Origin of the sequence: Pseudomonas sp. RIT623, assembly GCF_004519305.1 — a bacterium.
Classification (GTDB): domain Bacteria; phylum Pseudomonadota; class Gammaproteobacteria; order Pseudomonadales; family Pseudomonadaceae; genus Aquipseudomonas.
Map to the genome: position 1 here is coordinate 33,085 of NZ_SOZA01000039.1, position 13,525 is coordinate 46,609.

12 protein-coding genes and 1 pseudogene are annotated in these 13,525 nt (G+C 66.2%); 3 read left to right on the forward strand and 10 right to left on the reverse strand.

The annotated features are described in order from the left end of the window. Window positions 1-58: 58 nt before the first annotated feature. Window positions 59-940 carry an AraC family transcriptional regulator gene (locus E3U47_RS20890; protein WP_134693510.1) on the reverse strand — a complete coding sequence of 294 codons (882 nt, stop codon included), beginning with the start codon at window positions 938-940 and terminating at the stop codon, window positions 59-61. Between the two features lie 133 nt (window positions 941-1,073). Here E3U47_RS20890 and E3U47_RS20895 point away from each other — a divergent pair, with 133 nt between their 5' ends. The 3 genes and pseudogenes from E3U47_RS20895 (at window position 1,074) to E3U47_RS25550 (ending at window position 2,939) form a co-directional block, all read left to right on the forward strand. Beyond that, window positions 1,074-1,697, forward strand: coding sequence for a LysE family translocator (locus E3U47_RS20895; RefSeq protein ID WP_134693511.1), 624 nt, complete (start codon window positions 1,074-1,076; stop codon window positions 1,695-1,697). Between the two features lie 528 nt (window positions 1,698-2,225). After that, window positions 2,226-2,468: pseudogene (locus E3U47_RS25545) on the forward strand (methyl-accepting chemotaxis protein); the annotation flags it as partial. Window positions 2,469-2,519: 51 nt separating this feature from the next. Continuing rightward, window positions 2,520-2,939: a CZB domain-containing protein gene (locus E3U47_RS25550; protein WP_256660321.1), complete on the forward strand. Its 420-nt coding sequence runs from the start codon at window positions 2,520-2,522 to the stop codon at window positions 2,937-2,939. Here the strand turns inward: E3U47_RS25550 and E3U47_RS20905 are convergent. The 9 genes from E3U47_RS20905 to E3U47_RS20945 form a co-directional block, all read right to left on the reverse strand. Beyond that, a complete protein-coding gene (locus tag E3U47_RS20905) occupies window positions 2,936-3,211 on the reverse strand; it encodes a peptidylprolyl isomerase (protein ID WP_133323846.1) in 276 nt (91 codons plus the stop codon). The two genes, E3U47_RS25550 and E3U47_RS20905, sit on opposite strands and share 4 nt — an antisense overlap. An 81-nt stretch (window positions 3,212-3,292) precedes the next feature. Beyond that, the gene (locus E3U47_RS20910; RefSeq protein ID WP_134693513.1) at window positions 3,293-5,242 is read right to left on the reverse strand and encodes an acetoacetate--CoA ligase; all 1,950 of its coding nucleotides are present in this window, start codon (window positions 5,240-5,242) and stop codon (window positions 3,293-3,295) included. Window positions 5,243-5,322: 80 nt separating this feature from the next. Then, the gene (gene hbdH / locus E3U47_RS20915; protein ID WP_134693514.1) at window positions 5,323-6,093 is read right to left on the reverse strand and encodes a 3-hydroxybutyrate dehydrogenase; all 771 of its coding nucleotides are present in this window, start codon (window positions 6,091-6,093) and stop codon (window positions 5,323-5,325) included. Between the two features lie 11 nt (window positions 6,094-6,104). Further along, window positions 6,105-7,496 (reverse strand): GntP family permease, encoded by a 1,392-nt coding sequence (locus E3U47_RS20920; protein WP_134693515.1) that lies wholly within the window; start codon window positions 7,494-7,496, stop codon window positions 6,105-6,107. 260 nt (window positions 7,497-7,756) lie between these two features. Beyond that, on the reverse strand, window positions 7,757-9,163 hold the full coding sequence (locus E3U47_RS20925) for a sigma 54-interacting transcriptional regulator (protein ID WP_167659515.1): 1,407 nt from the start codon (window positions 9,161-9,163) through the stop codon (window positions 7,757-7,759). 31 nt (window positions 9,164-9,194) lie between these two features. Continuing rightward, the gene (locus E3U47_RS20930; protein ID WP_134693516.1) at window positions 9,195-10,211 is read right to left on the reverse strand and encodes an ABC transporter permease; all 1,017 of its coding nucleotides are present in this window, start codon (window positions 10,209-10,211) and stop codon (window positions 9,195-9,197) included. After that, window positions 10,211-11,269 (reverse strand): microcin C ABC transporter permease YejB, encoded by a 1,059-nt coding sequence (locus tag E3U47_RS20935; RefSeq protein WP_134693517.1) that lies wholly within the window; start codon window positions 11,267-11,269, stop codon window positions 10,211-10,213. Before E3U47_RS20935 ends, E3U47_RS20930 begins: the two co-directional genes overlap by 1 nt. Beyond that, window positions 11,266-13,179, reverse strand: coding sequence for an extracellular solute-binding protein (locus tag E3U47_RS20940; RefSeq protein ID WP_134693518.1), 1,914 nt, complete (start codon window positions 13,177-13,179; stop codon window positions 11,266-11,268). The genes E3U47_RS20935 and E3U47_RS20940 overlap by 4 nt, the downstream gene beginning before the upstream one ends. A gap of 13 nt (window positions 13,180-13,192) precedes the next feature. After that, the gene (locus E3U47_RS20945; RefSeq protein ID WP_134693519.1) at window positions 13,193-13,474 is read right to left on the reverse strand and encodes a peptidylprolyl isomerase; all 282 of its coding nucleotides are present in this window, start codon (window positions 13,472-13,474) and stop codon (window positions 13,193-13,195) included. Window positions 13,475-13,525 lie beyond the last annotated feature (51 nt).

Consider the following 13,525-nt stretch of genomic DNA (forward strand, 5'->3'; position numbering starts at 1 on the left):
GGCCACCGCGTGGCCTGCTTCGCCAGCAAGCTGGCTCCTACGGGCCGGTGTCGGTCGCTCACCTGCAGGAGCCGGCTTGCCGGCGAACACTGGCACCGCCGCTGCCCGCCATCGCGGCGCCTGGGGTGATGGCGGATGCCCGATACACCCCAGGCGTCACCCCAGCATGGGCCTTGAACACCCGCTGGAAGTGCGCCTGGTCGGCAAACCCCAGGCGGTAGGCAACCTCCGCCAACGCCTGACCCTGGCGCAGCAGTGCGCGCGCCTGGTTCACCCGGGCGTTAAGCAGGTAAGCATGGGGCGTCAGCCCTGTGGCGGCGGCAAAGGCGCGAATCAGCTGGTAACGCCCCATGCCGGCTTGCTCGGCCAACTGCCCCAGGTTCGGCCCGTCCAGCGCTTGCGCCTCGAGCCGCCCCAGCAGCTCGCGCAGCAGCGACGGTTGCAGCGCTGGCGCCGGCAGCAGGGCCGGGGGCGCGGCAAAATCCTGGTCGCCGATGAATGCCACCAGCGCGGCCTCTTTCGCAAGCAGCGGCGCCACTGAAAACAGCAGCGCGTTGAGTGCACAGAACTGTCGATAGACAGCCCTCGATCGCACGATCCGTGCCGCGGCCCCCGGCTCTGCGGCGGCCACCCCCGACTCCAGGCGCAGGTTGCGCAGCCATTGGGCATCCAGGTGCAGCATCTGGTAGCTCCAGGCCTGTCCTGGCTCGGGATTGCAAGCATGCACCCGCTCGGCAGGCACCAGTACCAAGGTGCCCGGGGTCAGGCGCACCTCACCCTCGCCAGCGCCGGTAAAACGGCTGAACCCGGCGTCCACCGCGCCGATGGATAAACTCGGGTGGCTATGGGCCCGGTAACAGGCGCGGCTATGGCAGGCGCGGCGGCTTTCGACATAGGGCAGGGCCGGATCGTGCCAGATTTCGCTGCGGTGAGGGGACATGGCCGGCGACCTGGAGGCTGGCGGAAAATCGCAGTCTACCTGCTGGCCACTGTGCCGGTCATTCAACTCGTCGCTGTGCTTGACGCCATGACCCGACGGGCGCGACGCTGCGGGCCCGTGAAGGAGAATAAGAATGGACCTGTCGAGCCTGCTGCTGTTCATCCCTGCCTGTTTTGCCCTGAACATGGCCCCCGGGCCGAACAACCTGCTGTCGCTGCACAATGCCAGCCGCTATGGCCTGCGCACCGCCTGTGTGGCTGGCGCCGGGCGCCTGTTGGCCTTCAGCGGCATGATCGCCCTGGCGGCCATGGGCCTGGCAGTGGTGCTGCATACCAGTGAATACCTGTTCCTGGCGATCAAGGTGCTGGGCGCCGGCTACTTGTTCTACATCGCCTGGCAGTTATGGCGGGCACCGGTGGTGCAGGCCGCAGCCACCGGCGAGCAGCCTCGCGGCACCTGGAAGCTGGCGCGCCAGGAGTTTTGGGTGGCGGCGGGCAACCCCAAGGCCATCCTGATCTTCACCGCGTTCCTGCCGCAGTTCGTTTCGGTGGGCAGCACCGTCCCGGTCGGCGAGCAGTTCCTACAATTGGGCGCGCTGTTCCTGTTGCTGGAGTGGGCGGCCATTGCCATCTATGCCGGGCTCGGTGCCTACCTGCAACGCTGGTTCGAACGGCCTGGGCCGCGTCGGTTGTTCAACCGGGTCAGCGCTGCGCTGCTGGGCTGCGCGGGCCTGGGCCTGTTGGCCGCGCGCCGCTGACGGGCTGATCCGCTGTTTTGACTGCCAGGTGATGCTTGCGCCGCTGCCCGGATGCTGGGATTTTTACCGGTCAATGCCCGCAGAGGTGCCGGGTATCAAGCGGTGGGCACGTCCCAGGAGCCAAGTGTGAAGTGGTGGAACAAAGCAGGCCAGCAGGATAAGCAAATCAACGACCTGAACAATGCGTTGCAACAGGTGCGCGAGCAACTGGTCGAAGCGCAACGGCGTGCCGCCGCCGCCGAGGCGCAGGCCACCCTGTTGTCGCAGGAGAACCAGGTGCTCACCCGTCTGGCGGGCAACTTGTCGGCGTTTTCGCAGTCCCTGGAAATGACTCAGACCTCGTTCGCCAGCCTGGCCCACAGCATGGAGCAGGAGCGCGAGTACGCCATTCGCATCCAGGGCATCGCCAGCAATAACCAGAGCAGCATCGATGCGATCGCCGACAACCTCGAGCAACTGGCCGATGCTTCTGGCGAGGCATCGGAAAAGGTCGGCAAACTCGACCACCAGGCCCAGCAGGTTGGCGGTGTGCTGGAAATCATCCGCGAGGTGGCGGACCAGACCAACCTGCTCGCCCTGAACGCGGCCATCGAGGCGGCGCGAGCCGGGGATGCCGGGCGCGGTTTTGCCGTGGTGGCCGACGAAGTCCGGACCCTGGCCCGGCGTACGGCCGACGCCACCGCCGAAATCGGCACGCTGGTCTCGGCGATTCGTGCCGACAGTGCGCAAAGCCGGGGCCACATTGCCAGCCTGGCCGAACAGTCTTCGTCCTACAGTGCCGTGGGCCAGTCCGCGGCCAGCACCATGCGCCAGTTGCTGGATATGTCGACGGTGGCGGAAAGCTCGGCATCGGTGTCGGCGCTGCGCAGTTTCTGCGAGTTGGCCAAGCTCGATCACCTGCTCTACAAGTTTCGCGTGTACAAGGTGTTGTTCGGTGTGTCGCAGGAGGGGCTGGCGGACTTCACCGACCACACCGGTTGCCGTCTGGGCAAGTGGTACCGCGAGGGCGATGGCGCCCGGCACTATGCCCACCTGGCCGGCTATCCGGAGATCGACGCGCCCCACGCAGCCGTGCACCGTGGGGCGTTCGATGCGCTCAATGCCCATGTGGCGGGGGATACCGCGGCCATGCTCAAGGCCGTGGCCGACATGGAACGCGCCAGCCTGGGGGTGCAGGAGGGGCTGGAACGGGTGGTGGCCAGCGGCGAGCAAGCGCCGGCCCTGCTGCAGCGGCGGGCTTAGTCGCGGTAGAAGGTCTGCACCAGGTGGTAACCGAACTTGCTCTTGATCGGGCCGTGCACCACGCGCAGGGGCTTCTTGAAAATAACCTGGTCGATGGCGCCGACCATCTGCCCCGGGCGCACTTCGCCCAGGTCGCCGCCGCGCTTGCCCGACGGGCAGGTGGAGAATTTCTTCGCCAGCACGTCGAAGGCCTCGCCGTTGGCGATGCGCTGCTTGAGTTTCTCGGCCTCTTCAGCGGTCTTGACCAGGATGTGGCGAGCTTGGGCTTTCATGGTGGGGTCCCTGTGTTGCGGCGCAAAAAGGGCGCCATTATGCCGCGTCGGGGTGCAAGCGCAAGCGCGCTGGCGATCGGCTCAGCGCAGTTCCGCACGGTCGCGAAACTGCTCCAGCGCCTCGGGATTGGCCAGCGCGTCGGTGTTCTTTACCGGTAACCCGTGCACCACATTGCGAATCGCCAGCTCCACCAGCTTGCCGCTGAGGGTGCGGGGAATATCGCTGACCTGGACGATCACCGCCGGCACATGGCGTGGCGTGGCGAACTGGCGGATCACCTGGCGGATGCGCTGGCGCAGCGCGTCGTCCAGTTGCAGGCCGTGACCCAGGCGCACGAACAGCACCACGCGCACGTCGCCTTGCCAATCCTGAGCGATGGCCACGCTTTCCAGCACTTGCTCGACCTTCTCCACCTGCCGGTAGATCTCCGCGGTGCCGATGCGCACGCCACCGGGGTTGAGCACGGCATCGGAGCGCCCATGGATGACCAGCCCGCCTGTCGGCAGTTGCTCGGCATAGTCGCCCTGGCACCAGACCCCCTCGAACTGGCTGAAGTACGCCTGGTGATAGCGGCTGCCATCGCGGTCGCCCCAGAAGCCCAAGGGCATCGAGGGGAAGGGATGGATGCACACCAGTTCGCCTTTTTCGCCGGTGACCGGCTGGCCCTTCTCGTTCCACACCTGCACCGCCATGCCCAGGCCCTTGCCGGCGATTTCACCACGGCGCACCGCCAGCAACGGGTTGCCGAGCACGAAGCAGGCGACGATATCGGTCCCCCCGGACATCGACGCCAGGCACAGCTCGGCCTTGAACTGGCGGTATACATAGTCGTAGCTGTGGGGCGACAGCGGCGAGCCGGTGCACAGCATCAGCCGCAGGCTGTCCAGCCGATGGGAGCTGGCCGGCTTGACCCCGGCCTGTTCCAGCGCCGCCAGGTACTTGGGGCTGGTGCCGAAGGCGTGGATGCCTTCGGCGTCGATCAGGTCCAGCAGGCGCTCGGGCCCAGGGTGCAACGGCGAGCCATCGTACAGCACCAGGGTGGCACCTACTGCCAGGCCGCTCACCAGCCAGTTCCACATCATCCAGCCGCAGGTGGTGTAGTAGAACAACACCTCGCCGGCCTTCAGGTCGTTGTGCAGGCCGTGCTCCTTGAGGTGCTGCAATAGCACGCCGCCGGCGCGGTGGACGATGCACTTGGGCACGCCGGTGGTGCCGCTGGAATAGAGGATATACAGCGGATGGTCGAAGGGCAGGGCGGTGAAGGTCGGACTGCCGCCGGGCTGGAAGAAGTCGTCCCACAGCGTGGTCGGCACCGGGCCGAATTCATCGGCACGGGTGGCGGCGCGACTGTGCGGCAGCACCAGCAGGTGCTGCAGTTGCGGCAACTGGGCGATTACCTGGTTGAGCGTGTCGACCTGGTCGAAGGTCTTGCCGGCATACTGGTAGCCGGCGCAGGCGATCAACACCCGCGGCGCGATCTGGCTGAAACGGTCGATGATGGCGTGGGCGCCGAACTCTGGCGAGCAGCTGGACCACACCGCCCCAAGGCTGCTGGCGGCGAGCATGGCGACCAGGGTCTGCCAGGTGTTGGGCATTATTGCCGCAATGCGATCGCCGGGCTGGATGCCGAGCTGGCGCAGGGCCTGTTGCAGCCCGGCCACCTGGGCGGCCAGCTGGTTGTGGGTGAGGCTGTGGCGGCTGCCATCCTCGCCCACGGCGACCACGGCCGGGCGGTCGTCGCGACGTTGCAGCAGGTGTTCGGCGAAATTCAGGGTGGCGCCAGTGAACCAGCGGGCATCGCTCATCTGCGGGCCTTCCACCAGGGCGCTGCTGGGCGGGATGTGCCAGCGCACCTGGAAGTATTCAGCCAGGGCCTGCCAGAACTGTGCGCGTTGCTCGATGCTCCAGCGATGCAGGGCGGGGTAGTCGTCCAGTTGCAGGTTGAAACGCAAGTTGACCCAGCGGCGGAAGGCGTCCATCCGGCTGGCTTCGATCTGGCGGGTGGTGGGGCGCCAGAGTACGTCGTGCATGTCAGGAGCCCTCAAAGGTAGGGTGGCCGCAGGTAGGCGCCGGCCAAGGCCGGTGCCATCCTCCTTTCACTCTAGCCGTTTCACTGCGCCAGCCAACCGCCATCGACATTCCAGGCCGCGCCGCGCACCTGGCTGCCGGCCTCGCTGCACAGGAACAGCGCCAGTTCGCCGAGATGGCGAGGGGTGACGAAGGCCTGCGATGGCTGCTTTTCCGCCAGCAGGTCGTATTGTGCTTGCAGCGGGTCGCCGCCATTGCCGGCGCGATCGTCGATCTGTTGCTGCACCAACGGCGTCAACACCCAGCCGGGACAGAGGGCATTGCAGGTGACGTTGCTGGTGGCGGTTTCCAGGCCGATCACCTTGGTCAGGCCGACCACGCCATGCTTGGCCGCCACGTAGGCGGCCTTGCCGGTGGAGCCGACCAGCCCGTGCACCGAGGCGATGTTGATGATCCGCCCCCAGCCCCGCGCCCGCATGCCCGGCAGCGCCAGGCGGCTGCCATGGAACACCGCCGAGAGGTTCAGCGCGATGATCTTGTCCCAGGCCTCGACCGGGAAATGTTCGACCGGCGCCACGTGCTGGATACCGGCATTGTTGACCAAAATGTCCACGGCGCCGAATTTACGCGCGGCCATGGCGAACAGCTGTTCGATCTGCGCCACGTCGGCCAGGTCGGCCGGATGATGGGCAACGTTCACGCCGTGCCGGGCGATTTCGGCGATGGCCGGTGCCGGGTCGCCGAAACCGTTGAGCAGGATGTTGGCGCCGGCCTCGGCCAATACCTGGGCGATCCCTAGGCCGATGCCGCTGGTGGAACCGGTGACCAGTGCGGTCTTGCCTTTGAGCGTCATGCTGTTCTCCTTCATACGATGCCGGTGGCGTAGAACGTGGCGATGACCACGAACACAGCCAGGGTCTTGATCAGGGTAATGCCGAAAATGTCCTTGTACGCCTCGCGGTGGGTCAGCCCGGTCACCGCCAGCAGGGTGATCACCGCGCCGTTGTGCGGCAGTGTGTCCATGCCGCCGCTGGCCATGGCGGCGACCCGGTGCAGCACCTCCAGGGGAATGTGCGCGGCGTTGGCCGCGGCGATGAAACTGTCGCTCATGGCCGCCAGGGCGATGCTCATGCCACCCGAGGCGGAGCCGGTGATGCCGGCCAGCAGGGTCACGGTGATGGCTTCGTTGACCAGCGGGTTGGGGATGCCGCGCAGGGCATCGGCCAGCACCAGAAAGCCCGGTAGCGAGGCGATCACCGCGCCGAAGCCATATTCCGAGGCGGTGTTCATGGCCGCCAGCAGGGCACCGCCGACCGCGCTTTTGCTGCCTTCGGCCAGGCGCTGGCGCAGGGTGCCGAAGGCGCATAGCAGCACCATCAGGATGCCCACCAGCAAGGCCGCCTGCACTGCCCAGATCGCAGTAAGCTTGGCCACATCGCTGTGCACCGGCGTGGCCATGCCCGGCAGTTGCAGGCTGTGGCTGGCGCCGTACCAGTGCGGGATCCAGTGGGTGAACAGCAGGTTCATCACCCCCACCAGAATCAGTGGTGCCAGGGCCAGCCAAGGGTTGGGCAGCGCGATGTCGTCGGCGGTCTGCGGTTCGTTGCGCAGGTCGCTACCGTAGCCTTCGCCGGCGCGCTGGGCCTTGTTGCGCTGGCGCTGCAGGTAGAGCATGCCGGCGCAGAACACGAACAAAGTGCCGATCAACCCCAGCCAGGGCGCGGCCCAGGCAGTGGTGTTGAAGAAGGTGCTGGGGATGATGTTCTGGATCTGCGGGGTGCCGGGCAGCGCATCCATGGTGAAGGAGAACGCGCCCAGGGCGATGGTTGCCGGGATCAGCCGCTTGGGGATATCGCTCTGGCGGAACATCTCGGCGGCGAACGGGTACACCGCGAACACCACCACGAACAGCGAAACGCCGCCGTAGGTGAGCAGGGCGCACACCAGCACGATCACCAGCATCGCCTGGCGGGTGCCGAGCAGGCGGATGGCGGCGGCGACGATCGAGCGCGAGAAACCGGACAACTCGATCAGCTTGCCGAACACCGCGCCGAGCAGGAACACCGGGAAGTACAGCTTGATGAAACCGACCATTTTTTCCATGAACACCCCGGTGAAGGCCGGGGCCACGGCGGCGGGGTCGGTGAGCAGCACCGCGCCGAGGGCGGCAATGGGGGCGAAGAGGATGACGCTGTAGCCGCGGTAGGCGGCGACCATCAGCAGGGCCAGGGCGGCGAGGGCGATGAGCACGGTCATCGAGGGTCTCCAACTGTTGTTTTTATGGTTGGATCCGCTGTTGGCGATATTCGTGCCAATTGTGTAACTAGTTGATTTTATTGAGTAAATATTTAATTTTTAGCAAATTTGTCTCGATCTTGAGACGTTCGTCCATCCCCTGTAGGAGCCGGCTTGCCGGCGAACACCGGCATGGCCGGTGTCATCCACCGCGTCGCCTGGTTCGCCGGCAAGCCGGCTCCTACAGGGTTGGTTGTCTCTGTTTTGAAACTCGATTTCCGTTATTGAGACGAAATACCCAGCGCGACCATTTTCTTGTACAGCGTCGAGCGCCCCAAGCCCAATGCCTGCGCCGCTTGCGGCACACTCCCGGCATTGCGGGCAAGGGCATCGACAATCACCCCCCGCTCGAACTGCACACAGGCCTCGCGATAACCCAACGACGGCGCGGCGACCTGCACCGGGCTTACCGGGCCCAGCGCATTGGCCAGGTCCTGCGCGCTCAGCCGCGGCTGGTCCGCCAGCAAGGTCGTGCGCTCCAGGACATTGCGCAGCTCGCGAATATTTCCCGGCCAGGCATGGCGCCCCAGCAGCGCCTGGGCCTCAGGTTCCAGCTCATACTGGCTGCCCAGCTCGGCGAGGATTGCCTCGCACAAGGCCGGCAGGTCCTCCAGGCGCTCGCGCAGCGGCGGTACCTCGATCGGCAGCACATTCAGCCGGTAGTACAGGTCGGCGCGGAACGTCCCCTGGGCCATGGCCGCCTGCAGGTCGATGGAGGTAGCGGCGATGATCCGCACATCGCTGCGCAGCATCTGGTTGGAGCCCACCGGCTCGTACTCCTTCTCCTGCAGCACCCGCAGCAGCTTGCTTTGCAGGGCCAGGGGCATGTCGCCGATCTCGTCCAGAAACAGCGTGCCGCCCTCGGCCAGTTGCAGCTTGCCATTGCGGCCCTTGCGCTCGGCGCCGGTGAAGGCGCCGGGGGCGGTGCCGAAGAATTCGGCCTCGAGCAAGGTTTCCGGGATTGCCGCGCTATTGATGCTGACGAAGGCCTTGGGGGCCCGTGGCGAGGCGGCGTGGATGGCATGGGCCAGCAGTTCCTTGCCGGTGCCGGTCTCGCCCAGCAGCAGTACCGGCGAGTCGCTGGCGGCGCCACGTCTGGCCCGGCGCTTGGCCTCGAGGCAGGCAGCGCTGCTGCCGACGAACTGGGCGAAGCTGTAGCGCGCCTGGCGCGCGCGCAGTTGCGAGCGGGTGCTGGCCAGCTCCTGCTGCAGGGTCGCATAGCGCTTGAGCAGCGGTGACAGGCTGCGCAGCTCGTCGAACAGGGCAAAGCCGATGGCGCCGATCAGCGCGCCATGGTCGTCATGGATCGGCAGGCGCATCACCACCAGCGGCTCGTTGGCGGTGTCGAGCATGTCCAGCAGGATCGGCTTGCCGTTGCTCACCACCTCGCGCATCAAGCTGCCGGGGATCACCGCCTCGCAGGGCTGGCCGATGGCGCTGGCGGCGTCGGCCAGGCCGAAGCGCCGGGCATAGCGCTCGTTCATCCAGACGATGCGCGCCTGGCGGTCGACGATCACCGTGCCCTCGCTGGACTGTTCGATGATCTCGAACAGCGAGCGGATCGCCAGTTGCCGGGCCTGGGGGTAGTCCTTGAGGTTGTCGTGTATCGAAGCTGTCCGTTGATTCATGATTGCCACTCCTACAGGGATCGTGTCGTGGCTATCGTCGTGGATCGAAGGCCTCGCGCAGCGCATCGCCGATCAATACCAGCAACGACAGGATCAGCGCCAGGGCAAAGAATGCGGTGAAGCCCAGCCAAGGCGCTTCCAGGTGCTGCTTGCCCTGGGTCACCAGCTCGCCCAACGAGGCGCTGCCCGCCGGCATGCCGAAGCCAAGAAAGTCCAGCGCGGTCAGGGTGGTGATCGCCCCGGTGAGCATGAACGGCACATAGGTCAGGGTCGCGTTCATCGCATTGGGCAGGATATGCCGCAGCATCACCTGGGTGTCCGGCAAGCCCAGTGCCCGCGCGGCCTTCACATACTCCAGGTTGCGCCCGCGGAGAAACTCGGCGCGCACCACATCGACCAGGGCGAGCCAGGAGAACAGCGCCATGATCCCCAGCAGCCACCAGAAATCCGGCTCGACGAAACCCGACAGGATGATCAGCAGGTACAGCACCGGCAACCCCGACCACACTTCCAGCAAACGTTGACCGAGCAGGTCGACCCAGCCACCGTGGTAACCCTGCAGGGCACCGGCGGTCACGCCGATCAGCACGCTTAGCATGGTCAAGGCGAAGGCGAACAGCAGCGACACCCGGGTGCCGTACAGCACCCGCGCCAGCACATCGCGGCCCTGGTCGTCGGTGCCCAGCCAATTGACCGTGCTCGGTGGGCTGGGGGTGGGCACCTGCAAGTCGTAGTTGGGCGTGTCGGCGCTGAACGGGATCGGCGCGAACAGCATCCAGCCGCCCTGGCCCTCGATCAGCTGGCGCACGTACTGGCTGCGGTAATCTGGCTGGAAAGGCAACTGGCCGCCGAACTGCTGCTCGGTATAGCGCTTGAGCACAGGGCTATACAGCTCGCCCTGGTAGCCAAGCAGCAGCGGCTTGTCGTTGGCCACCAGCTCGGCGCCGAGGCTCAGTAGCAGCAATGCGGCGAACAGCCACAGCGAGCCCCAGCCAAGGCGATTGCCACGAAAGCGTTGCAGGCGGCGGCGAGCGATGGGCGAGAGCATCAGCGGCCCCTCGTGTCGAAGTCGATGCGCGGGTCGAGCAAGGTGTAGCACAGGTCACCGATCAGGCGGATGAGCAAGCCGGCCAGGGTGAAGATGAACAGCGTGCCGAACACCACCGGGTAATCCCGCGACACCGCCGCCTCGTAGCTCAGGCGCCCCAGGCCGTCGAGGGAGAAGATCACCTCGATCAGCAAGGACCCGGCGAAGAACACCGTGATCAAGGCCTGCGGCACCCCGGCCACCACCAGCAGCATGGCGTTGCGCAACACGTGCCCGTACAGCACCCGGCGCTCGCTCAGGCCCTTGGCCCGGGCGGTGACCACGTACTGGCGCGAGATCTCCTCGAGAAAGGCGTTCTTGGTCAGCAGGGTCAGGGTGGCGAAGCCGCCGATCACCAGCGCGCCCACCGGCAGCACCAGGTGCCAGAAGTAGTCGGCCACTTTGCCCAACAGGCTGAGCTGGTCGAAGTCGTCCGACACCAGGCCGCGCACTGGGAACCAGTTGAGCGAGGTGCCGCCGGCGAATAGCACGATCAGCAGCAAGGCGAACAGGAACGAGGGCAGGGCGTAACCGATGACGATCAACGCGCTGCTCCAGGCATCGAAGCGGCTGCCATGGCGGACGGCCTTGCGTATGCCCAGCGGGATCGATACCAGGTAGGTGATCAGCGTCGCCCAGAAGCCCAGCGACAAGGTGACCGGCAGCTTGTCGAGGATCAGCTCGGTGACCTTGGCGCCGCGAAAGAAGCTCTGGCCAAAATCCAGCCGCGCGTACTGGCCGAGCATCAGCCACAGGCGCTCGGGGGCGGACTTGTCGAAACCGTACTGGTGCTTGATCTGCTCGATCAGTTTCGGGTCCAGGCCACGGCTGGCCCGCGAGCCGCCCTGGAGCGCCTCGACCCGTGCGCCCGGCGCGCCGCCGCCGATGCCCTGCAGGCGCGCCACGGCCTGCTCCACCGGCCCGCCAGGCGCGGCCTGGACGATGGCGAAATTGACCAGCAGGATCGCCAGCAAGGTCGGGACGATCAGCAGCAGGCGGCGCAGGATATAGACGGTCATGGCGTTTTTCCCTGACGCGCGGCCATCTGCTCACGGGTCAACGGCGTTGGGCTGATCTCCCACCAGGTGTCCAGGCCTTCGTCATAGGCGGCCTGGATCTTGGGCAGGCCGAAGCGGTTCCACCACACCGTCGAGCTGCCAGGCGGGTAATAGTTGGGAATCCAGTAGTAGTTCCATTGCAGCACCCGGTCCAGGGCATGGGCATGGCGCAGCATGTCGGCCTGGGTGCTGGCCCGTACCAGGCCATCGAGCAGGTGATCCACGGCCGGGTCCTTGAGCACCATCAGGTTGTTCGAGCCGGGGTCGTTGGCCGCGGCCGAGCCAAAATAGGTGTACAGCTCGCTGCCCGGCGACAGGGTGACCGGGTAACCGGTGACGACCATGTCGTAGTCGCGGGCCATCACCCGGTTGACGTACTGCGCCGCGTCTATGTTGCGGATGTTCAGCTCGACGCCGATCTGCGCCAGGTTGCGTTTCCACGGCAGCAGCAGGCGCTCCATGCCCGACTGGCCATTGAGGAAAGTGAAGCTCAGTGGCTCGCCTGCCGTGTTGACCAAACGGTCGCCCTGGGGCTGCCAGCCGGCGGCCTGGAGCAGGGCAAGGGCCTGCAATTGTTGCCCGCGGACAATGCCTGAACCATCGCTAACCGGGGCGTTGAACACCTGGTTGAACACCTCGTCCGGCACCTTGCCGCGCAGCGGCGCGAGCACCTTGAGCTCGTCGGCGTCGGGCAGCCCCCGGGCGGCCTGCGGGGTGTTGGAGAACAGGCTCTGCTGGCGGATGTACAGGTTGCGCATCATCTGCCGGTTGCTCCACTCGAAGTCCCAGAGCAAGGCCAGCGCCTGGCGCACCCGACGGTCCTTGAACTGCGGCTTGTCCAGGTTGAACACGAAACCCTGGGCGATCTGCGGCTTGGCCGGGCCCAGGTGGGCGCGGCGCAGGCGCCCGTCGTCCAGCGCGGCGCCGTTGTAGCCCAGGGTGTAGGCGGTGGCGGAGTATTCGCGGTTGTAGTCGTAGCCGCCGCCCTTGAGCACCTGGCGGGCGACTTCGGTGTCGCCGAAGTACTCGATGCGGATCCGCGCGAAGTTGTACAGGCCGCGGGCCACCGGCAGGTCCCGGGCCCACCAGTTGGGGTCGCGCTCGAAGGTGATGCTGCGGCCATTGTCGATCCGGCCGATGCGGTAGGGACCGCTGCCCAGCGGCTGGTCGAAACCGGCGCCGTTGGCAAAATCACGTTGCTGCCAATCGTGCTCGGGCAGCACCGGCAGGCCTGCCAGTTCCAGGGGCAGGGTGCGGCCATGGCCCGGCTTGAAGTCAAAGCGCACCTGGCGCGGGCCTTCGACCGTCACGCCGCTGACGTCGGTGAACTGCGTGCGGTACTTCAGGCTGCCCTGGCCCATCAGCACATCGAAGCTGAAGCGCACGTCCTCGGCGCGCACCGGTTTGCCGTCGGCGAACGTGGCCCGTGGGTCGAGGTAGACCCGCAGCCAGGCATCCTCGGGGCCGCGTTCCAGGCGCTGGGCGATCAGGCCGTAGACCGTGTAGGGCTCGTCGAGCGAGCGCAGCGCCAACGGCGCGTACAGCCAGCCATCGACCTGGCTGACGCCGGTGCCGTTGTCGATGTACGGCAGGATATGGTCGAACTGGCCAATCTCCATGGCCGAGCGGCGCAGGCTGCCGCCCTTGGGGGCCGCCGGGTTGACGTAGTCGAAGTGGTGGAAGTTCGCGGGGTAGCGGGGGGCTTCACCGTAGACGGTGAGGGCGTGGGTCGGGGCGGCGTTGGCCATGCATGACAACAGCAGGCCACAGAGGCCCTGCATGAGCGCATTCAGCCGCGATAGCGTCCTCCCAGGCAACTTTGCCTGCCCTGACGCATTCGCGGATGAATCCGCTCTTACAAGGCCGGTCATCGTCTGCGATGACTTAGTCCTGACGGCTGGTCACTTCCAGCAGGTGGTAGCCGAACTGGGTCTTCACCGGGCCTTGCACCACGTTCAGCGGCGCGCTGAACACCACGGTGTCGAACTCCTTGACCATCTGGCCTGGGCCGAACGAACCCAGGTCGCCGCCCTGGCGGCTGGACGGGCACGTGGAGTTGGCCTTGGCGATTTCGGCGAAGTCGGCACCGCCTTCGATCTGGGCCTTGAGTTCGTTGCACTTGTCTTCGCTGCTGACGAGGATGTGGCGGGCAGTGGCTTGGGCCATGGGGTAACTCCTTGAGTAAAAAGGCACAGAGTAGCCTAAAAGCGATGTCTT